Genomic DNA, 19439 nt, shown 5'->3' with positions numbered 1-19439 from the left:
GCGTGATCCGATGGGCGCAAAAAACCCCTCTCCCGGGGGAGAGGGGCGGGTCAACCCCGTCCGATCAGTACCGGTAATGTTCCGGCTTGAACGGTCCGTCCACCGACAGGCCCAGGTATTTGGCCTGCTGCTCGGTGAGGCGGGTCAGCTGGGCGCCGATCTTCTTCAGGTGCAGGGAGGCCACCTTCTCGTCCAGGTGCTTGGGCAGCACGTAGACGTCGTTCTGGTATTTGTCGCCGTGCTGCCACAGCTCGATCTGGGCCATCACCTGGTTGGTGAAGGAGTTGGACATGACGAAGCTGGGATGGCCGGTGCCGCAGCCCAGGTTCACCAGACGGCCTTCGGCCAGCAGGATGATGCGGTGGCCGTCGGGGAAGATCACATGATCCACCTGGGGCTTGATGTTTTCCCACTGATACTTGCGCAGGCCGGCCACGTCGATCTCGGAATCGAAGTGGCCGATGTTGCAGACAATGGCCTGGTTACGCATGCGTGCCATGTGCTCGGCGGTGATCACGTTCACGTTGCCGGTGGCGGTGACGAAGATGTCGGCCTTGTCGCAGGCCTCGTCCATGGTGACCACCCGGTAGCCTTCCATCGCCGCCTGCAGGGCACAGATGGGGTCGATCTCGGTGATCCATACCTCGGCGGACAGGGCGCGCAGGGACTGGGCGGAACCCTTGCCCACGTCGCCATAGCCGCAGACCACGGCGGTCTTGCCGGCGATCATCACGTCGGTGGCCCGCTTGATGGCATCCACCAGGGACTCGCGGCAACCGTAGAGGTTGTCGAACTTGGACTTGGTGACCGAGTCGTTGACGTTGATGGCGGGGAAGGGCAGGGCGCCTTCCTTGGCCATCTGGTAGAGACGATGCACGCCGGTGGTGGTTTCCTCGGTGACACCCTTGATGTTCTTCAGGATGTTGGAGTACCAGCCGGGCTGCTGCTTGACCCGCTCCTTGATCTGGGCAAACAGTACCTGCTCCTCCTCGTTGGTGGGGTTTTCCACCACGGACAGGTCCTGCTCGGCGCGGGCGCCCAGGTGGATCAGCAGGGTGGCGTCACCGCCGTCGTCCAGGATCATGTTGGGAGTGCCGCTGTCGGACCACTCGAAGATCCGGTGGCAGAAGTCCCAGTACTCTTCCAGGGTTTCACCCTTGAAGGCGAACACGGGCGTGCCGGTGGCCGCGATGGCGGCGGCGGCGTGGTCCTGGGTGGAGAAGATGTTGCAGGAGGCCCAGCGCACATCGGCGCCCAGGGCCTGGAGGGTCTCGATCAGCACCGCCGTCTGGATGGTCATGTGCAGGCTGCCGGCAATGCGGGCGCCCTTGAGCGGCTGGGACTTGGAGAATTCCTCCCGGGTGGCCATCAGACCGGGCATTTCGGTCTCGGCGATGGCGATTTCCTTGCGACCGAAGTCGGCCAGGGACATGTCCTTGACAAAGAAATCCTGGTTCTTGGTATCTACCACGGCATTCATTCAACACACTCCTCAAAAAGCGTTGGGGCGAGGGTGCGATGGGGCCGGGGGAAATAACGCAACTCGCCGACCGCCATCGCGGATACAGCGAGCGCCGTTTTAGGAGGTGTCTGAGCCTGGCGGACCGAAGGGTCCGTTGCAGCGCTCCTCAGACTGAACTGGGTATTATAGGGGAAGCGTCGGGGCTTTGCATCGGTGGCATGTGTGCCCGCTCCCTCGCCGTTCTGCTCCGTCGACCGGATTCAATCTGGGTCGGGCGCGGTCGATTCATGCCCTGGCGATGGTTCGGTATGGCCGATCGGCCCTTTTTCCTTTTCACCCGGGCCCGTATCGGATCATGGTGATCCGGGTATGAAGTTTCCTGGGCATGAATGATCCGCGGTTTGACTCATATCTAAATCATGAGTATCTGCTGATGTTTGGTTCGGGTCGGCTTTGAGTCAGGTCGTCCGCGGGGGCTGGGGATGCGGACGGATCTTCGGCCTTGAATCTGTTGACTCTGCTCTGGGCCGGCTTGCACTGCCGGTTGAGTATGGCGCGGGAGTTCAGGCTCGGTTCGCCGGTGATCCCTCATCATCTTTACGGTGCTTGCGGGATTTGGCGGATGGGCTCGATTCTTCGGGCCTGGTCGAAGTGGCTTTGCAAGTCTCTGTCCTGAAAACTGTTTATCCAGGTCTTTGCATGTGGCGTGGAGTGAATTGTTGATGTGTGTCGGACTGCCGGGCGAGATCGGTAGTCGCGGGCCTGGATGTGCATTCTTTTGTCTGATGCTGATAAGTACATGCCGATCCGGAGACGGCGGAAGATCCTCTTTCAAGGCCGAATCCGGAATGGCGAAATATACAATAATTTCCTTGAGCGATGTGAAAACCATGCTGCGCTTATGTCATAATCACGACACACGTAGTATGTGTGATTTGCCTCATTCAGGGTGTGGGCTGAATATATCCGTATTCCGGTTCCCGTCGTAACTTCACCGCTGCATGGCCGTGATGCGATGGGGTGGTTGTTTCCGGTATGGATTGTTTTGTCGTCAAAATAATAGAAGTGTGTGGGCCAATATTTAGAATCATCGGCCTGCCGTATGATTTTCCGGAGAGATGAATGACCGAGACCATGAAAAACCCTATGGAAATGTCCGCCCAGGAACTCTATGCCCTGGCGCGCAAGCGGGAAGAGCAGGAGGCCGCGGCCAAGGAGGAGGCGGTGCGTGAGCAGCGCCAGGCCCTGCGTGAACAACGTCGGGAACTGGTGCGTCGGCATCGCAAGGAACTGGCGGCCCTGGATCGCGAGATCAGCAAGCTGGGCGGCAAGGTGTCCGCGGGGCGTGCCTCCCGTACCGTCGATGATGCCGGCCCCAGTCAGGTGATTTGTGAGATCGTGGCCTCCGAGCCCGAGATGTCCATCGGTGAGATTCGGGAACGTGCCGCAGCGGCAGGTCTGAATGTGAAGAACATCAGCCAAACCCTGGGTTACCTCAAAAAGCAGGGGCGTCTGGACTCGCCCCGGCGCGGTGTCTATCGGGCCGCCTGAACGGTGTTCCCGGCATCTCGTCCTTCTTGTTGAGGGCCCTGCCTTTCCCGTGCCCGCGATGCCATTCGCGGGCGCTTGACTTTGGGTGCAGCATTTGGTCCTCAAGTCATGTAGAATGCGCGCCCAAAATCTCTACCCCTACCATCTGAAATACCCGTGCAGGAGTCATATGTGAATCAAGCTGAAGCAGAACTGCAGTTGAAGGTCTGGAAAGAACTTGCCATCAGCAAGCAGATGCTGATGAAGGGGGCCACGGATGCCCTGGGTCTGGACCCTGAGTGCAGCACCGAGGAACTCAAGGCTGCCCTTGACGTTGCCATCCAGAGGGGCAACGAGGCGGATGTAAAGATCAAGCAGGCCAACGAGCAGGCCCGGCAGGCCATCGACGCCATGGAAAAGAAGGTCAAGGCCAGCGAGAAGGCGCAGATCCTGGCGGATGCCGCCCGCGAAGAGGCCCTTTCCCGGCTGCAGAGCGGTGAGCAGGACATGGCCGCGGAGCGCGTGGCTCACACCAAGGAAATGAAATCCATCAAGGAGCAGCTGGCCGAGAAGGACAAGGCCCTCAAGGCCATCAACAAGGCCCTGGCCGATACGCCTGAAAACGTCATGAAGAAACTGCGGCAGCTCAAGAAGCAGAAACATGACGAAGCCACCGCCCGCAAGCAGTTGGAAACCCAGCTTTCCGGTCTGCGCAAGGAAAAGCGTGAACTGGATGAAAAGGTGAGTACCCTGCAGGCCGCCCTGGAAAGCAGCGCCAAGCTGGTGGAGCAGTATCGGGAGCTGCGCAAGGTTTCCGAGCAGTTGCTGGACCAGGCCAAGGGCGCCGCCGGCGACGAAGCCCCGGCGCTGCCCGAGCTGGATGCCCAGCTGCTCGAGGCCATCGAACAGGCTGCCGCCGCCAAGTAATCCGCTGTCGTGGCACGGCCTTCGGGTCTGCCCCGCGGGCGTCCGGGTCTGCATGTGATGCAGTCGCGGCATGATCCCGGCATTATCACGGGCAGCCTTGTTCCGAGGCTGCCCAGGATTGATGCCGGTGTTTCGCGTGCGTCGTTTTCCGCTTCGTCTGATTTCTGATCCATGACCCGCCGTCATTCCTCTCCGCGCAAGTCCGCCGGGTCCCGTCCCGTCCCGCGCCGCTCCCGGCTCTGGTTGCTGGGCGCGGTCCTGGCCTGTGCATCCTTGCTGGGCGTGTTCCAGATGCCCCACTGGGCGCTGGATCTGCTGCCGCCGGAGTTGCGTCAGGGTATCCATCAGACCCGAGCCATGGTGGAGCCCCTGCTGCCGGAGGCCTGGCGTTACCGCCGCGACCCGGTGCCGGCGGAGGTGCTGCCCGTGACGGCAGCCAACTGGAGCCTGGCCCGCAGAGCCCTTTATGAGCGCGTCCATGCGGACCAGCCCCAAACCTTCTACTGCGGTTGTCGGTATGACGGCGACCTGCGTGTGGATCTGGGCAGTTGCGGCCTTGAGTCCCTGGTGACCGAGTCACGGGCCTTGAGGGTCGAGGCCGAGCATGTCTTTCCCGCCTCCTGGTTCGGTCAGTTCCGGCGTTGCTGGCAGGAGCCGGAGCGTTATGAGGCCTGCCGTTCCGCATCGGGGCGGACCCTGTCGGGGCGTGAATGCTGTCAGCGGGTCGATCCCGGTTTTTTGGCGGCCCACAATGATCTGCACAATCTCTATCCCAGCGTCGGCTACATCAATGGGCGCCGATCCAATTACGACTGGGGGCGGGTGTTCTGGTTCGGGGACCGCTATGGAGACTGCGAGATCCGCATCAGTCGCTGGCTGCGCCGTGCCGAGCCGCCCGATGCGGCCAAGGGCAGCATCGCCCGCACCATGCTCTACATGCGCGATACCTACGGTTTTCACCTGAGCCGCTGGGATGAACGCCGCTATTACGCCTGGAACAACCGGTATCCTCCCGATGCCTGGGAGCTGGAGCGTAACCAGCGCATCAAGGCGATTCAGGGGCTGGGGAATGCCTATGTGGAGTTCTGGCGACCGCTGCCCTGAGCGTGGTTTTTCCGAGCCTGTTTCCGGGGTGAAGGTTTTAATTGACTCGGCTCAACTTAGCGAAGATTTTCCGTTTCTTGAGCCCATCCCCGAGGTCATAGTCCAATCCTGTGAAGATGCTGAGACAATGAAATTGCGATTTGGGGGCGTATCAATCGGGGCTGTCATGGAAAATCCCTTGCCAGGAGATCAGCTTGATGTCGATGAGCTCTGCATTCTGAGCGGGCTGTTGTCACCTCCCACCATGGATACGCTGGAAGCGATGGAGGAGATGGCGGACAGCTGGAGCTGGCTCAAGCCGGCCCTGCCGGAACTGCGGATGCTGGGACTGCCGGTGCTGCGTCATGAATATCAGCGGCTCTTCACTGATGAGGCGTGTCCGGCCCGGGAGTCGGCCTGGTCCGATCAGGTGATGGCGGGCGGTACTCACAATCTGTTGGTCCTGTACCGGCAGGCCGGCATCGCCCTTCAGGGGCGGGCGCCGGACTCCCTGGCCATGCAGCTCATCTATGCGGCCTGGTACCTGGAGCAGGATCTGCCCAACTCACCCTACGGTTGGCGTGACCTGTGGGAGCATCTGTGCGGCTGGGTGCCACGGTTTGCCCGTTGCCTGCAGGAAAAGGCCGCTCTGGAGATCTATCGGGCGCTGGGGCGACGTCTGGAGGAATTGTTCACGCCTTGCGAATCCGGGGCATGACGGCCTGGGCGATCCGGTCGGCGGACGTTTCGGCCTCCGGATCCGTTTCCCGCGGGAAACCCAGGACGGGCACCGGCAGGCGCCTGCCGATGTCGGCCGCGTTGTCCATGCCGACGGGCGCGGGGCCTTCGCTGTGATTGAGTACCACCGCCGCCAGTGACAGGTTCCGATGCCGGATGGCCTCCGCGATCAGTAGGACATGGTTGATGACCCCCAGACGGTCCGGCGCCACCAGCACGACGGGCATGGCCAGGGCTTGGGCCAGGTCGGCGTTCAGCCCGTCTTCGGTCAGGGGAGAGTAGAACCCGCCGGCGCCTTCCACCAGCAGACAGTCTCCCTTCCTATCCTCATCCGGGGCGTGACAGGCCCTGATCAGATCCGCCAGGAACAAGGGATTGCCCGCCAGCCGGGCCGCCCGGTCCGGAGCCAGGGCGTGTTCGAAACGATAGGGGGTGATCCGGTCCAGTCCCTGCCCGCCTGCCGCTGCCATCAGGTGGGCCCCGTCGGCGGGCCAAAGCGCCCCGTCGCGCCGCTCACAGCCGGACTCGGCAGGCTTGCGCACGATCACCTTCCGGCCCTCCCGCGCCAGCGCACGGACCAGGGCACACCCCACCACGGTCTTACCGACGCCGGTGTCGGTCCCCGTGATGAACAGGCCGCTGGATGGGGAGGCGGACATCAGCTCAGGCCCGAGCCGGTGAGGCGTTCCAGGGCCTCCCGGTATTTATCCGCCACCTGCCTCACCACGTCTTCCGGCAGTGCCGGGCCGGGGTCGGCCTTGTTCCAGTCCAGGGTCTCCAGATAATCCCGCAGGTATTGCTTGTCGAAAGAGGGTGGACTCATCCCGGGGGCATAGGTGTCAGCCGGCCAGAAGCGGGAGGAATCCGGGGTCAGCGCCTCGTCAATCAGGTGCAGGACGCCGCGCTCGTCCAGGCCGAACTCGAACTTGGTGTCGGCGATGATGATGCCTCGCTCCAGGGCGTAGGCGGCGGCCTCCTGGTACAGACGCAGGGCCGTATCCCTGACCTGTGCCGCCACCGCCGGACCCAGCGTGCGCTCGGTATGGGCAAAGTCCACGTTTTCGTCGTGTTCGCCCACGGCGGCCTTGGTGGAGGGGGTGTAGATGGGTTCCGGCAGGCGATCGGCCATGCGCAGGCCCGGAGGCAGGGCGATGCCGCAGACACTGCCGTCGGCCTGGTAGCTCTTCCAGCCGGAGCCGATCAGATAGCCTCGCACCACGGCTTCCACCGGCAGGGCCTTGAGGCGTTTGACCACGATGCTGCGACCCTCCAGCGGCGCCCGCTCCACCGGATCGGGGATCACGTCGGCCAGGGTCAGGTCGCAGAGCTGGTTGGGCACCACATGGGCCAGCCGCTCGAACCAGAACTGGGAGATCTGCGTCAGGACCCGGCCCTTGTCCGGGATGGGGGTGGGCAGGATCACGTCGAAGGCCGAGAGCCGGTCGGTGGTGACGATGAGCATGTGCTGCTCGTCCACGGCATAGATATCCCGCACCTTGCCCCGGTGGATCAGGGGCAGGCTCTTGATCTGGCTTTCAAAGAGGGCGGCGGTCATGGCAGGCTACCGAAAAATGGCTGAACAATCGGTCATTCTACTATAGACAGGGGCTTTCACACCCTGTGAACTTGTCCCCCATGGCCGCTTCACTTAAGCTTCGCCGATGAAAAATCAATCCCCTCTCGTAGGCGTGGTCATGGGCAGTCAGAGCGACTGGCCCGTGATGCAGCACGCCGTCTCGCAACTGGAAGACTTCGGCGTGCCCTTCGAGGCTCGCGTGGTCTCGGCTCACCGTACTCCGGACCTGTTGTTCGAGTATGCCGAACAGGCGGCCGCGCGGGGTATCCGCTGCATTATCGCCGGTGCCGGCGGTGCCGCCCATCTGCCGGGCATGCTGGCGGCCAAGACCACCGTGCCGGTGCTGGGCGTGCCCGTGCCGTCCCGGTATCTCAAGGGGCAGGATTCGCTGCTGTCCATCGTGCAGATGCCCAAGGGCATTCCCGTGGCCACCTTCGCCATCGGCGAGGCCGGGGCCGCCAACGCGGGTCTGTTCGCGGTGGCCATGCTGGCCAATCAGGATGCCGCCCTTGCCGATCAACTGGAACAGTTCCGTCGTCGCCAGCGCGACTCGGTACTGGCCATGAGCCTGCCTGAACCGTCATGATCCTGCCGGGTAATACTCTGGGAATGTTGGGAGGCGGCCAGCTGGGCCGTATGTTTACAGTGGCTGCCCGTACCCTGGGTTACCGGGTATTGGTGTTGGATCCGGACACAGGCAGTCCCGCCGGCCGCATGGCCGACGAGCATCTGCATGCCGCCTACGGGGATGCCTGGGCGCTGGAGCAGATGGCCACCCGTTGTGCCGTCGTCACCACCGAGTTCGAGAACATCCCGGCGGACACCCTGCGTACCCTGGCCGGCTTCATTCCGGTCCGTCCCGGTGCCGAGGCCCTGGAGCGTACCCAGGATCGGGCGCGGGAAAAGGCCATGATCCAGTCCTGCGGTCTGGATACGGCCCCTTTCCGGGTGGTGACGGCCCTGGACGAGGTCGAGTCTGCCTTCGCGGCCGTGGGCGGGCCGGCCATCCTCAAGCGTGCCGCGCTAGGGTATGACGGCAAGGGCCAGATCGGCGTGGATTCGGCACAGGCGGCCCGTGATGCCTTCGACCAGCTGGGGCAGGTGCCCTGTGTGCTGGAACGGCGTCTTGACCTGGAGCGGGAGATCTCCGTGGTGCTGGCCCGCAGTGCCGAGGGCGAAACCCTCTGCTACCCCGTGGCCGAGAATATCCACCGGCACGGCATCCTGCACATGAGCATTGTGCCGGCGCGCATCCCTGGAGAGATGGCGGAGGCGGCCCGCCGTGCCGCCACCCACCTGGCCGATGCCCTGGATTACTGCGGTGTGATGGCGGTGGAATTCTTCATCACCACGGCCGGTGAGTTGCGGGTGAACGAGATCGCACCTCGTCCCCATAACAGCGGCCATTACACCCTGGACGCCTGCGTCACTTCCCAGTTCGAACAGCAGGTGAGGGCGGTCTGCGGGTTGCCCTTCGGCGACACGCGGTTGCTGTCACCGGTGGTGATGGTGAATCTGCTGGGCGACCTGTGGGCCGGAGGGGAGCCCCGCTGGGCCGAATTACTGGATCATCCCGGCGCCAAGTTGCATCTCTACGGTAAGAGCGAGGCCCGACCCGGTCGCAAGATGGGCCATTTTTGCGTGCTGGACGATGATCCGGAAAAGGCCATCGCCGATGCCGAGACCCTGTTTGCCGCGCTGGAACCGGGATCCTGACCCATGGAACGTGACGCCTACATCCGCTCTCTGCGGGAAGACATCGTCTTTGCCGATACCCTGCGGGGCCAGTCCCTGAATTTCCACACCACCTGGGGTCTGTTCTCACCCCGGGGCATCGATGCCGGCACCCATCTGCTGCTGGATTTCATCGAAGTGAACGAGACCGATGACTGCCTGGATCTGGGCTGTGGTTACGGCCCCATCGGCCTGACCCTGGCCCGTCTGGCGCCCCGGGGGCATACCTGCCTGGTGGACAAGGACTTCGTCGCGGTGGAGTATGCGGCAAGGAATGCCCGCCTGAACGGCATCGTGAACACCGAGGCCTTCCTGAGCAACGGCTTTTCCGCCGTCGGCGATCGCCGCTTCCATCTGGTGACCTCCAATCTGCCGGCCAAGGTGGGCAAGGAGATGCTGTACCTGTATCTGTACGATGCCCTCAATCACATGCACCCCGGCGGCCGGATCTACGTGGTGACCATCACCGGATTACGGCGCTTCATCGAGCGGGCCTTCAAGGAAGTCTTCGGCAACTACGACAAGGTCAAGCAGGGGCGGGAATACACGGTGGCCATGGCCGTCAAGCCCGAATAAGGGAGACCACGGTCTCCAGGGCGAAAACCGGCCGGACAGCCGACGCTCGCGTCGTCGATCGGAGCCTCGGAATTCCGGGATAGATATGACGCGGCGGGCTACCCGTACGAGTTTGGGGCGGTGGAGGGTTCTGAGCAGCGATTGTGCAGAAACGCCGGCACTTGTTCTGCTGGCAACGGCCGGCTGATCAGGAAGCCCTGCAACTCGTCGCAGTGGTAACGCCTCAGGGAATCCACTTGATCCTCGGTCTGCTATCAAAAACGTGCGCGAAAGTGCGCACTGTTCCCTTCCTGCCCCGAACCCTTACCGGAATCGTATCTGACAGGCGTGACTTTCCCGACTACGTCTGGAACCATTCCAGACATAGCGCCACCGTTGCCGGACGGACTCGCCACGGGTAGGGCAGTTGCGGTTGCCAGCCGTTCAAGATTGAGCGCTGCGTTGTGATCACGGTCATGGCGTGTTCCGCACTGCGGACACGTCCATTCCCGATCCTTCAACGTCAGCGCCTCATGCTTCCAACCACAGACCGAGCACAGGCGGCTACTCGGATACCAGCGATCCGCCACGATCAGCTGGGTGCCGTAGCGCACCGTCTTGTATTCGATCTGCGAGCGGAACATCCCAAAGCCCACGTCGCTGATGGCACGCGCCAGCCGGTCGTTGGCCAGCATGCCCTTGACGTGCAAATCCTCGATCACCACCGCTTGGTTCTCGCGGCAGAGCCGCGTGGTGAGCTTGTGGGTGAAATCCGCTCGGATATTGGCAATGCGCTTGTGCAGCCTTGCCAATGTCGCAGCAGACTTCTGACGGTTGTTCGAGGCTGGCAGCTTCGTGCCTTTAGGGATGGATTGGTTCGGCTTAAGTCCGGCCTTGATCTTGGCCGCCGTGAGCTTGCGGCTGAGCCGACGGCTGCGAATCTTGAGCCGTCGTAGTGCGCGTTTGAGCGGCTTGGGCGCCTCAATCACTTCGCCGGTAGACAGCGTGGCAGCGGCCTTGACGCCGACATCCACCCCAACCACACCATCGCCTGTGCACTGGCGGTAAAAGTCGCTGTCTTTGACTTCGACCTGCACCGCAACAAACCAGCGATCAGCCGTGCGCGAGACGGTCGCGCCCAGGATTTTGCCCTCAAAGCGCAACGCTTCGGCCATCGCTACGTCCCCGACCTTGGGTAGCCGGATCGTCTTGTCTGTCATGCGAAACTTGTCGTTGGCCACATAGAAGCTATCACGGCAGCGCCCTTTTTTCTTGAACCTGGGCGCATGGGCCGGCTTGCCTACCTTGGTGTCCTTGAAGAACCGATCCCATGCCCTGGCCAGATGCGCAAACGGCTGGGCATGGGCGTCGCGATGGATGGTCTTGAGCCACGGCTGCCCGTCTTTGTCCAGCCATTGCGGGTCACGGTACTTGATAGCGTTGAACTGCTTCTTGAGCGCCATCGCCTCGGGCTTGAGACCGGCCGCATATTGCCCGTTCCACTCGGCCAGCGCCCAGTTCCAGACGCGCCGCGCGGTACCACAGGCACGCTTGAAGTAGTCGGTCTGTTCCGGTGTCGGGCACAGCGCGATCTTGTGGGTTAGTTGCATGGCACGTCACTCATATCGTTCTTCGGTCGAACGCCAGACCACTTCGCCGGTTTCCACGCAAATTACGCGAACTTCCTGTGCTTCAGGATCGTCTACGCCTTCTATGGCGATCGCCACCGCAGCCGATAGGATTTCGTGGTGTTGCGCGAAAACACTGGCGGGCAGCCAATCGCTTTCCAGCGGATAGCCTGATTCAATCCGGTACGTCATGTGTCGCGTCCTTCTTCAAGGCTTCGTCCAGTTTTTTCCGGTAGTTCCTCAACCCATACTGTTGTTTCCCACCCCTAATCGCTGATCACCGCCCGATTCGGAGCGAATTATTCCCCCGGTGAGGGAGTCGGTGCGGTGGCTTCATTCCGAGTATAGCAGGCATTCCGCGCCATATCCGACTGGAATGGTAGGTTAAGGGCCTTGCAACAACTTTTAACCCCCTTTATTTATTTCCGCTTGGACACCTGAAGCACGACTGGGGCGACCGCTGTCACGGCGGTAGAATGTATTGGACCTTGGACAGGCCCTGGCCCGGACGGAAAAACGGCGTTTATTCGTCCTATACTCCGGCTTGCGATTCCGACAGCCCCGGGCCAACCGGGCCTTGAGGGCGTACAATGTGGGGATTTACCCCGCTATGGGGTCGCGAGGTTTCCAGTGACCAGCAGCAGCCGCTTGCAAACCAAGGCCATGGGCGCACTGCTTGTGGTCATGCTCACCATGATGCTGGTCGTCGGCCTGTCCAGCATGGCGCTGATCCGGGATTTTTCAGTCCGTTCGGCCACGGAACATACCCGCACGGCGGCGGAGATGATCCGTGTTTCCCTCACCGAGGCCATGCTCAACGACACCATTGACCGTCGGGCCTCCATGTTGCGGCGATTGGCGGAGGTGAACAGCCTCAACGAGGCGCGGGTGATCCGCGGGGAACGGGTCATCGCGCAGCACGGCGAAGGCCTGCCGATGGAGACACCGGCCGATGACATCGACCGGCAGGTGCTGGCAAGCGGCGAGCCCTACTTCGGGTTGGTCGGCGGACTGTTCGGCGAGGAGTTCCGCGCCACCATTCCCTACATCGCCTCCTCCAACGGAGACATCAACTGCATGGCCTGCCATCAGGCCCCCGAGGGTGTCGCCCTGGGCGCCGTCACACTGACCGTCTCCGTGGGCCACATGAAGACCGCCGGCATGGTCACGGCCCTGTTCCTGGTGGTCATCATGGGGCTGTTCGGCGTGCTGTCCATGGTCTTTCTGGGGCGTCTGCTTCGCCCTTTGGTGGAGACCACCCAAGAAGTCCGCAAGGCCGCCAGACTGGCCAGCGGCGGGGATTTCAGCCAGCGGGTTCACAGTCGCAGTCGCGACGAGATCGGGCAGATCGCAAACCATTTCAATGAAATGGCCGACGCCATCACCCACAAGTTGACCGAGATCCGCGACCATGTGGCCCGGCTGGTGAATACCGCGCCCGACCCCAGGGCCAATCTGCTGGAGGAGACCGCCACCACGGTTTCGGGGTTGGTGAAGGTGGCCCAGTTCAAGCAGGCCATCGAGGAGGACCAGACCACCGAGGAAGTTTTCTTCCGCATCAGCGAAGTCCTGCGTACCGAGTTCGGCATGGCGCATTTCTCCATCTATCAGGTGGACCGGGACAAGCGTCTGATGGATACGGTGGTAGTGGACGGGGTGCTTCACGAGGAGATCCGCTGGTGCCGTCCCGACATCCTGGAACAGAGCACCATTTGCAGGGCGGTGCGCACCGGCCACGCCATCGATGGCCTGGAGAACCGTCACCTGTGTCGTGCCTTCGACAGCGAGGCCCTGGCCGACGGGCGCAGCTATCTGTGCCTGCCCATCATCCAGTCCGGCGGCGTGGGCAGTGTGGTGCAATTGGTGGTGCCGCCCCAGAACATACCGGCGCTGATCCGTGCCCGTCCCCTGATCAGCGCCTATCTGCGGGAAGCGGCGCCGGTACTGCAGGCCAAGGGCCTGATGGCCAGCCTGCGCGAATCCAGCCTCAAGGACGCCATGACCGGCCTGCGCAACCGCCGTTTTCTGGAAGAGTATTCCGACAGCCTGGTGGCGCAGTGCAAGCGCCGTCAGATGCCCATGACCCTGATGATGCTGGATCTGGACTACTTCAAGACCGTGAACGACACCTACGGGCACGATGTGGGCGACCAGATCCTGCGGGAACTGGCCGGCATCTTCCAGGCCCATCTGCGTGAATCCGATCTGGTCATCCGCTATGGTGGCGAGGAGTTCATGATCATCCTGCTGGACACCGGCGCGGAGGCGGCGCTGGACGTGGCCAACAAGATCCGCGAGGCGGTGCAGGCCCATCCCTTCAGGGTGGCCGGCGCAGAGCTTCACAAGACCCTCTCCATCGGCCTGGCCGCCTATCCGGATGATGCCCAGGCCTTCTGGCAGGTGCTGAAATACGCCGATGTGGCACTGTATGCCGCCAAGGAGAACGGCCGCAATCAGGTGGTGCGCTTCACGCCGGAGATGTGGCCGTCGGGCGGGGAGTATTGATTGAGCGGTTTCCGGGTGGCGGCATGGACTCCCACCGTATCACCCCATGCTTAATTTTCCCGGCGCCTTGGGTTACATTGCCTCCACCACCCAAGGAAGCAAACCGAATAACGTTATCTCCGCCCCGGCTCCCGCCGGGTGCCGGGATGGCCGACAATAACGAGGCAAAGACCCATGGCAAAACCTGATCTGATCGCGCCCTCCATCCTCTCCGCCGATTTCGCCCGGCTGGGCGAGGAAGTCACTCAGGTGCTGGCCGCCGGCGCGGACATCGTCCATTTCGATGTCATGGACAATCACTATGTCCCCAACCTGACCATCGGCCCCCTGGTGTGCGAGGCCCTGCGCAAGCACGGCGTCACCGCCCCCATCGACGTCCATCTGATGGTCAAGCCGGTGGACCGCATCATTCCCGATTTTGCCAAGGCCGGTGCCGACTACATCACCTTTCACCCGGAGGCCTCCGAGCACATCGACCGCACCCTGCAACTGATCCGCAACGAGGGCTGCAAGGCCGGCCTGGTGTTCAATCCCGCCACCCCGCTGTCCTATCTGGACTATGTGATGGACAAGGTGGACATGATCCTGCTCATGTCCGTGAACCCGGGTTTCGGCGGTCAGAGCTTCATCCCCGCCACCCTGGACAAACTCAGGGAGGCCCGCCGTCGCATCGACGAATCCGGGCTGGACATCCGTCTGGAGATCGATGGCGGCGTGAAGGTGGACAACATCGCCGAGATCAAGGCCGCCGGCGCCGATACCTTCGTCGCCGGTTCCGCCATCTTCGGTGCCGCCCGGGCGGAAGATCCCAACCGCTATGACAGCATCGTCACCGCCATGCGGGCTGAACTGGCCAAGGTGTGAAGCCGATGACGATTCCGCAGCCCAAGATGGTGCTCATCGACCTGGACGGTACCCTGGTGGACAGCGTGCCGGACCTGAGTTTCAGTGTGGACCGCATGATGGAGGCCCTGGGCATGCCCACCCGGGGCGAGGCCAATGTGCGGCTCTGGGTAGGTAACGGGGTGGAGCGCCTGGTCAAGCGCGCCCTCACCGGCGACATGGAGGCCGAGCCCGAGCCGGACCTGTATGAACGGGCGCTGGCCCTGTTCATGGACATCTACCGGGACAACAATACCGGCCGTAGCCGGCTCTATCCGGGGGTGCGCGAAGGCCTGGAGGCCCTGGCGGAAGCCGGCATGCGCCTGGGCTGCGTGACCAACAAGCCGGCCCGGTTCACGGCGCCCCTGCTGCGGGCCATGGACATCGACCACTTCTTCGAACTGGTGGTGGCCGGTGATACCCTGCCGCGGAAGAAGCCCGATCCGGCCCCTCTGCTGTACGCCGCCCATCAGTTCGACGTCCATCCCAAGGATGCCCTCATGGTGGGGGACTCCCGCAGCGACGTGAAGGCCGCCCGGGCTGCCGGATTTGGCATTGTGTGCGTCACTTATGGTTATAATCACGGCCAGGATATCCGGGAGCAAAAGCCGGATTCGGTCATCGACAGCCTCGAACAACTGCCGGGGCTCATGGAGCAGATAGCCTGATGCCTGGGATTCTCATTCTAGTCCGGTCGACGCGATGGCGTGGGTGACAGCAGCCCGTTCACCCGCCGTGCCAATCTGTCCACCGGAAACGTCCCATGAGTCCCGAACAATTCGATGATCTGATCCGCCAGGGCTACAACCGCATCCCCCTGGTCCGTGAAGTGCTGGCCGATCTCGACACCCCCCTGAGCACCTACCTGAAGCTGGGCTCCGGTCCCTATTCCTACCTGCTGGAGTCCGTACAGGGGGGCGAGAAATGGGGCCGCTATTCCTTTGTCGGTCTGCCCGCCCGTACCGTGGTCCGGGTCCGTGGACACCAGATCTGCGTGGAGGAGTCCGGCCGGGTGGTGGAAGAGGCCCGGGTGGATGACCCGCTGGCCTGGATCGAGACCTTCCAGACCCGTTTCCGGGTACCGGACCTGCCGGATCAGCCCCGCTTCACCGGGGGGCTGGTGGGCTACTTCGGCTATGACACCATCCGCTACATCGAGCCCCGCCTGGGTGGCGGTGAAAAACCCGATCCCCTGGGCGTGCCCGACATCCTGCTCATGGTGTCCGACGAGGTGGTGGTCTACGACAACCTGGCGGGACGGCTCTACCTGGTGGTCCATGCTGGTGCCGGTGAGCGCGAGTCCGCCGAGCGTCGCCTGGATGAACTGCAGGATCAACTGCGCCGGATCACCCATCTGCCACCGGCCCATCCCGCCCCCCGCAAGGTCAGCGAGTCGGATTTCATCTCCGGCTTCACCGAGGAAGGCTTCAAGGCGGCGGTGGATCGCTGCAAGCAGTACATCGTCGACGGCGACGTGATGCAGGTGGTGCTGTCCCAGCGTCTATCCATCCCCTACGGCGCCCGTCCCCTGGACCTCTATCGGGCCCTGCGCAGTCTCAATCCTTCCCCCTACATGTTCTACCTGGACCTGGGCGACCACCATGTGGTGGGTTCCTCGCCGGAGATCCTGGTACGTCTGGAGGACGAAGTGGTCACCGTGCGTCCCATCGCCGGCACCCGGCCCCGGGGCGAGGACGAGGCCAGCGACCGGGCCCTGGAGCAGGACCTGTTGGCCGATCCCAAGGAGATCGCCGAACACCTCATGCTGATCGACCTGGGCCGCAACGACGCCGGCCGGGTCTCCCGCGTCGGCAGTGTGCAACTCACCGAGCGCATGGTGGTGGAGCGCTACTCCCACGTCATGCACATCGTCTCCAACGTGGTGGGCCGGTTGCGCCCCGGCATGACCGCCATGGACGTGCTGCGGGCCACCTTCCCGGCGGGCACCGTGAGCGGCGCCCCCAAGATCCGCGCCATGGAGATCATCGACGAGCTCGAACCGGTGAAGCGGGGTATCTACTCCGGCGCCGTGGGCTACCTGTCCTGGCAGGGCAACATGGACACCGCCATCGCCATCCGCACCGCTGTCATCAAGGACCAGACCCTGCATATCCAGGCCGGTGCCGGGGTGGTCCATGACTCCGTGCCCGACAATGAGTGGGCGGAAACCATGAACAAGGGCCGCGCCGTGTTTCGCGCCGTGGCCATGGCGGAGTCGGGACTGGAGATACAGCCTGCCTCGTTGCGCGGGAAGGGGCGATCCTGACGCCGCTTCCCGCGGCCTTTTCCCGAGTCCAGCCAACCTCATTACGGTACGGCACACATGATCCTGATGATCGACAACTACGACTCCTTCACCTACAACCTGGTCCAGTATCTGGGTGAGCTGGGGGCCGATGTGGAGGTGCGGCGCAACGACGCCATCACCCTGGACGAGATCGAGGCCATGGCGCCGGAGCGGATCTTCATCTCCCCCGGTCCCTGCGCCCCGGATCAGGCGGGCATTTCCCTGGCCGCCATCCGCCATTTTGCCGGCAGGGTCCCAATCCTTGGGGTCTGTCTGGGGCATCAGTCCATCGGCCAGGCCTTCGGTGGCCGCATCGTCCATGCCCGCGAGATCATGCACGGCAAGACTTCCCTGATTCACCACAAGGACATGGGGGTGTTCCGGGGTCTGACCGATCCCTTCGAGGCCACCCGCTACCACTCCCTGGTGATCGAGAAGTCCTCCCTGCCGGACTGTCTGGAGGTTACCGCCTGGACCGAGACCCCGGATGGGACCCTGGACGAGATCATGGGGGTGCGTCATCGCACCCTGGACGTGGAGGGCGTCCAGTTCCACCCGGAATCCATCCTCACCCAACATGGCCACGACCTGCTGAGGAATTTCCTGGAGGCCCCGCCGAGGGTTGACCCCTCTCCGGGTGGCCGCAACAATCCGATCACACACGACGACAGGGGGCGGGCCATACCATGAACATGCAGGAAGCCATTCGCGCAGTCACCGAGCAGCGTGATCTCACCGGACCCGAGATGGTCCATGTGATGCGCCAAATCATGACCGGCGAGGCCACTCCGGCCCAGATCGGCGGCTTCCTGGTGGGCCTGCGCATGAAGGGGGAGACGGTGGATGAAGTGGCCGCCGCCGCCTCGGTGATGCGGGAACTGGCCACCCGGGTGGAGGTGGAGGCCGGGCATCTGGTGGATACCTGCGGCACCGGGGGGGATGCCTCCGGCAGCTTCAACATCTCCACCGCCTCCGCCTTCGTGGTGGCGGCCGCCGGTGGGCGGGTGGCCAAGCACGGCAACCGCTCCGTGTCCAGCAAGTCCGGCAGTGCCGACGTGCTGGAGGCGGCCGGGGTCAATCTGGATCTGGGGCCGGAGCAGGTGGCCCAGTGCATCAACCAGGTGGGCGTGGGTTTCCTGTTTGCTCCCAGGCACCATGGTGCCATGAAGCATGCGGTGGGTCCCCGCCGGGAGATGGGAGTGCGCACCCTGTTCAATGTGCTGGGACCGCTGACCAATCCCGCTGGTGCCCCCAATCAGGTGCTGGGGGTGTTCAGCACCCACTGGCTGGAGCCCCTGGCCCAGGTACTCAAGCTGCTGGGCAGCCGGCATGTGATGGTGGTGCACGCGGAGGACGGCCTGGACGAGATCAGTATCGGCGCACCGACCCGGGTGGCGGAACTGCGCGACGGCGAGGTGACCAGCCGTATCATCGCCCCCGAGCAGTTCGGCATGCCGCGCACCCCCCTGGATGCCATCCGGGTGGATGGCGCCGAGGAGAGCCTGGCCCTGATCCGTCGGATCTTTGCCGGCGAGCCGGGTCCGGCCCGTGACATCGTCATGCTCAATGCCGGGGCCGCCATCCACGTGGCGGGCCTGGCGGACTCCATGGAGGCGGGAATCCGCCGCGCCGGCGAGGTGATCGACAGCGGAGCCGCCGCGGCCCGCATGGACGAACTGGCCCGTGTCTCCCAATCCCTGAAGGCGTGAACCCCATGACCGATACCCCCGATATCCTCAAGAAGATCCTGGCCCGCAAGCGCGAGGAGGTGGCAGAGCGCAGCGCCCGGACCTCCCTGGAGGATCTGGCCCGTTTCGTGGACGCCGCGCCGGCGGTGCGTCCCTTCCTGCGGGCCCTGGAGGATCGGGTGAATGCCGGGCGCCCCGCGGTGATCGCCGAGATCAAGAAGGCCAGCCCCAGCAAGGGCCTGCTGCGGGAGGACTTCGACCCGGTGGCCATCGCCCGCACCTATGAGCAGCACGGTGCCGCCTGTCTGTCGGTGCTGACGGATCATGACTTTTTCCAGGGGCATGAGGCCTATCTGGAAGATGCCCGCGCCGCCTGCGCCCTGCCGGTGCTGCGCAAGGACTTCATCATCGACCCCTACCAGGTCTACGAGGCTCGGGTGATGGGCGCAGACTGTGTGCTCCTGATCGTGTCCGCCCTGGACGATACCCAGTTGTCCGAATTGCTCAAGCTCTCCCATGACCTGGGCATGAATGTCCTGGTGGAGGTCCACGATGCCCCCGAACTGGAGCGTGCCCTGGCCCTGGATGCCTGCATCATCGGTATCAACAATCGCAGCCTGCGGACCTTTGAAACCCGCCTGGAAACCACGCTGGGTCTGCTGGCGATGATGCCGAAGAATCGACTGGTGGTGACGGAGAGCGGCATCCACACGACGGAGGACGTGGCGCGGATGCGCCGGGCCGGGGTGCATGCCTTCCTGGTGGGCGAGGCCCTGATGAAGGCGCCGGACCCGGGTCTTCAGCTGAGTGCCCTGTTCGATGCCTGATCCCGGGGCCGTGCTAG

General features: G+C 63.4%; 19 protein-coding genes and 1 riboswitch. Of the genes, 14 read left to right on the top strand and 5 right to left on the bottom strand.

The genetic code is table 11. From position 1 onward, the window contains the following. Positions 1–64: 64 nt before the first annotated feature. Positions 65–1480 carry an adenosylhomocysteinase gene (gene ahcY / locus ACLF6L_RS14010; protein WP_412851912.1) on the bottom strand — a complete coding sequence of 472 codons (1416 nt, stop codon included), beginning with the start codon at positions 1478–1480 and terminating at the stop codon, positions 65–67. Between the two features lie 82 nt (positions 1481–1562). Beyond that, positions 1563–1636, bottom strand: a riboswitch (S-adenosyl-L-homocysteine riboswitch). Between the two features lie 948 nt (positions 1637–2584). On the opposite strand from ahcY, the gene ACLF6L_RS14005 reads away from it, so the two are divergent. The 4 genes from ACLF6L_RS14005 (at position 2585) to ACLF6L_RS13990 (ending at position 5720) form a co-directional block, all read left to right on the top strand. Then, positions 2585–3013, top strand: coding sequence for a hypothetical protein (locus tag ACLF6L_RS14005; RefSeq protein WP_238616345.1), 429 nt, complete (start codon positions 2585–2587; stop codon positions 3011–3013). A 171-nt stretch (positions 3014–3184) separates the two neighbouring features. After that, positions 3185–3919 carry a hypothetical protein gene (locus ACLF6L_RS14000; RefSeq protein WP_238616344.1) on the top strand — a complete coding sequence of 245 codons (735 nt, stop codon included), beginning with the start codon at positions 3185–3187 and terminating at the stop codon, positions 3917–3919. Between the two features lie 171 nt (positions 3920–4090). Beyond that, positions 4091–5023 (top strand): endonuclease, encoded by a 933-nt coding sequence (locus ACLF6L_RS13995; RefSeq protein WP_238616343.1) that lies wholly within the window; start codon positions 4091–4093, stop codon positions 5021–5023. A gap of 178 nt (positions 5024–5201) precedes the next feature. Beyond that, on the top strand, positions 5202–5720 hold the full coding sequence (locus ACLF6L_RS13990; RefSeq protein ID WP_238616342.1) for a molecular chaperone: 519 nt from the start codon (positions 5202–5204) through the stop codon (positions 5718–5720). Here ACLF6L_RS13990 and bioD read toward each other — a convergent pair. After that, positions 5695–6399 (bottom strand): dethiobiotin synthase, encoded by a 705-nt coding sequence (gene bioD / locus ACLF6L_RS13985; RefSeq protein WP_238616341.1) that lies wholly within the window; start codon positions 6397–6399, stop codon positions 5695–5697. The genes ACLF6L_RS13990 and bioD overlap by 26 nt on opposite strands. Further along, entirely contained in the window at positions 6399–7295 is an 897-nt protein-coding gene (locus tag ACLF6L_RS13980) for a phosphoribosylaminoimidazolesuccinocarboxamide synthase (RefSeq protein ID WP_412851911.1), read from the bottom strand. Before ACLF6L_RS13980 ends, bioD begins: the two co-directional genes overlap by 1 nt. 106 nt (positions 7296–7401) lie before the next feature. On the opposite strand from ACLF6L_RS13980, the gene purE reads away from it, so the two are divergent. From purE to ACLF6L_RS13965, 3 genes are read left to right on the top strand one after another with little or no spacing between them, the layout of a single operon-like run. Next, positions 7402–7902, top strand: a complete 501-nt coding sequence (purE, locus tag ACLF6L_RS13975; RefSeq protein WP_040405058.1) for a 5-(carboxyamino)imidazole ribonucleotide mutase — start codon at positions 7402–7404, stop codon at positions 7900–7902. Next, positions 7899–9032, top strand: a complete 1134-nt coding sequence (locus ACLF6L_RS13970; RefSeq protein ID WP_238616339.1) for a 5-(carboxyamino)imidazole ribonucleotide synthase — start codon at positions 7899–7901, stop codon at positions 9030–9032. Before purE ends, ACLF6L_RS13970 begins: the two co-directional genes overlap by 4 nt. Before the next feature lie 3 nt (positions 9033–9035). Then, complete coding sequence (locus ACLF6L_RS13965; protein ID WP_238616338.1) at positions 9036–9626, top strand: class I SAM-dependent methyltransferase; 591 nt, start codon at positions 9036–9038, stop codon at positions 9624–9626. 254 nt (positions 9627–9880) lie between these two features. Here ACLF6L_RS13965 and ACLF6L_RS13960 read toward each other — a convergent pair whose 3' ends face one another. Together ACLF6L_RS13960 and ACLF6L_RS13955 are read right to left on the bottom strand one after the other, a co-directional pair. Beyond that, entirely contained in the window at positions 9881–11215 is a 1335-nt protein-coding gene (locus ACLF6L_RS13960; RefSeq protein WP_238616337.1) for an RNA-guided endonuclease InsQ/TnpB family protein, read from the bottom strand. A 6-nt stretch (positions 11216–11221) separates the two neighbouring features. Then, positions 11222–11425: a hypothetical protein gene (locus tag ACLF6L_RS13955; RefSeq protein ID WP_238616336.1), complete on the bottom strand. Its 204-nt coding sequence runs from the start codon at positions 11423–11425 to the stop codon at positions 11222–11224. A 438-nt stretch (positions 11426–11863) separates the two neighbouring features. On the opposite strand from ACLF6L_RS13955, the gene ACLF6L_RS13950 reads away from it, so the two are divergent. The 7 genes from ACLF6L_RS13950 (at position 11864) to trpC (ending at position 19422) form a co-directional block, all read left to right on the top strand. After that, the gene (locus ACLF6L_RS13950; RefSeq protein ID WP_412851910.1) at positions 11864–13738 is read left to right on the top strand and encodes a diguanylate cyclase; all 1875 of its coding nucleotides are present in this window, start codon (positions 11864–11866) and stop codon (positions 13736–13738) included. A gap of 174 nt (positions 13739–13912) precedes the next feature. Next, a complete protein-coding gene (rpe, locus tag ACLF6L_RS13945) occupies positions 13913–14602 on the top strand; it encodes a ribulose-phosphate 3-epimerase (protein WP_008931354.1) in 690 nt (229 codons plus the stop codon). Between the two features lie 5 nt (positions 14603–14607). Beyond that, on the top strand, positions 14608–15288 hold the full coding sequence (locus tag ACLF6L_RS13940; protein ID WP_238616334.1) for a phosphoglycolate phosphatase: 681 nt from the start codon (positions 14608–14610) through the stop codon (positions 15286–15288). 95 nt (positions 15289–15383) lie between these two features. Beyond that, entirely contained in the window at positions 15384–16886 is a 1503-nt protein-coding gene (trpE, locus tag ACLF6L_RS13935) for an anthranilate synthase component I (protein ID WP_412851909.1), read from the top strand. A 57-nt stretch (positions 16887–16943) separates the two neighbouring features. Then, complete coding sequence (locus ACLF6L_RS13930; RefSeq protein WP_238616332.1) at positions 16944–17597, top strand: anthranilate synthase component II; 654 nt, start codon at positions 16944–16946, stop codon at positions 17595–17597. Continuing rightward, positions 17594–18616, top strand: coding sequence for an anthranilate phosphoribosyltransferase (trpD, locus tag ACLF6L_RS13925; protein WP_238616331.1), 1023 nt, complete (start codon positions 17594–17596; stop codon positions 18614–18616). The genes ACLF6L_RS13930 and trpD overlap by 4 nt, the downstream gene beginning before the upstream one ends. 5 nt (positions 18617–18621) lie before the next feature. Beyond that, complete coding sequence (gene trpC / locus ACLF6L_RS13920; RefSeq protein WP_238616330.1) at positions 18622–19422, top strand: indole-3-glycerol phosphate synthase TrpC; 801 nt, start codon at positions 18622–18624, stop codon at positions 19420–19422. The last annotated feature ends 17 nt before the right edge of the window (positions 19423–19439 follow it).

The organism is Ectothiorhodospira shaposhnikovii (genome assembly GCF_047222355.1).
Taxonomy (GTDB): domain Bacteria; phylum Pseudomonadota; class Gammaproteobacteria; order Ectothiorhodospirales; family Ectothiorhodospiraceae; genus Ectothiorhodospira.
The sequence above is the reverse complement of the archived record's forward strand: the minus strand, read 5'-3'. Positions and strand labels throughout refer to the sequence as shown.

Bases quoted from the DNA above. Each gene is read 5' to 3' on its own strand.
- ahcY (WP_412851912.1), bottom strand. From the start codon at position 1,480: ATGAATGCCGTGGTAGATACCAAGAACCAGGATTTCTTTGTCAAGGAC.
- ACLF6L_RS14005 (WP_238616345.1), top strand. From the start codon at position 2,585: ATGACCGAGACCATGAAAAACCCTATGGAAATGTCCGCCCAGGAACTC.
- ACLF6L_RS13995 (WP_238616343.1), top strand. From the start codon at position 4,091: ATGACCCGCCGTCATTCCTCTCCGCGCAAGTCCGCCGGGTCCCGTCCC.
- bioD (WP_238616341.1), bottom strand. From the start codon at position 6,399: ATGTCCGCCTCCCCATCCAGCGGCCTGTTCATCACGGGGACCGACACC.
- ACLF6L_RS13980 (WP_412851911.1), bottom strand. From the start codon at position 7,295: ATGACCGCCGCCCTCTTTGAAAGCCAGATCAAGAGCCTGCCCCTGATC.
- purE (WP_040405058.1), top strand. From the start codon at position 7,402: ATGAAAAATCAATCCCCTCTCGTAGGCGTGGTCATGGGCAGTCAGAGC.
- ACLF6L_RS13970 (WP_238616339.1), top strand. From the start codon at position 7,899: ATGATCCTGCCGGGTAATACTCTGGGAATGTTGGGAGGCGGCCAGCTG.
- ACLF6L_RS13965 (WP_238616338.1), top strand. From the start codon at position 9,036: ATGGAACGTGACGCCTACATCCGCTCTCTGCGGGAAGACATCGTCTTT.
- ACLF6L_RS13960 (WP_238616337.1), bottom strand. From the start codon at position 11,215: ATGCAACTAACCCACAAGATCGCGCTGTGCCCGACACCGGAACAGACC.
- ACLF6L_RS13955 (WP_238616336.1), bottom strand. From the start codon at position 11,425: ATGACGTACCGGATTGAATCAGGCTATCCGCTGGAAAGCGATTGGCTG.
- rpe (WP_008931354.1), top strand. From the start codon at position 13,913: ATGGCAAAACCTGATCTGATCGCGCCCTCCATCCTCTCCGCCGATTTC.
- ACLF6L_RS13940 (WP_238616334.1), top strand. From the start codon at position 14,608: ATGACGATTCCGCAGCCCAAGATGGTGCTCATCGACCTGGACGGTACC.
- trpE (WP_412851909.1), top strand. From the start codon at position 15,384: ATGAGTCCCGAACAATTCGATGATCTGATCCGCCAGGGCTACAACCGC.
- ACLF6L_RS13930 (WP_238616332.1), top strand. From the start codon at position 16,944: ATGATCCTGATGATCGACAACTACGACTCCTTCACCTACAACCTGGTC.
- trpD (WP_238616331.1), top strand. From the start codon at position 17,594: ATGAACATGCAGGAAGCCATTCGCGCAGTCACCGAGCAGCGTGATCTC.
- trpC (WP_238616330.1), top strand. From the start codon at position 18,622: ATGACCGATACCCCCGATATCCTCAAGAAGATCCTGGCCCGCAAGCGC.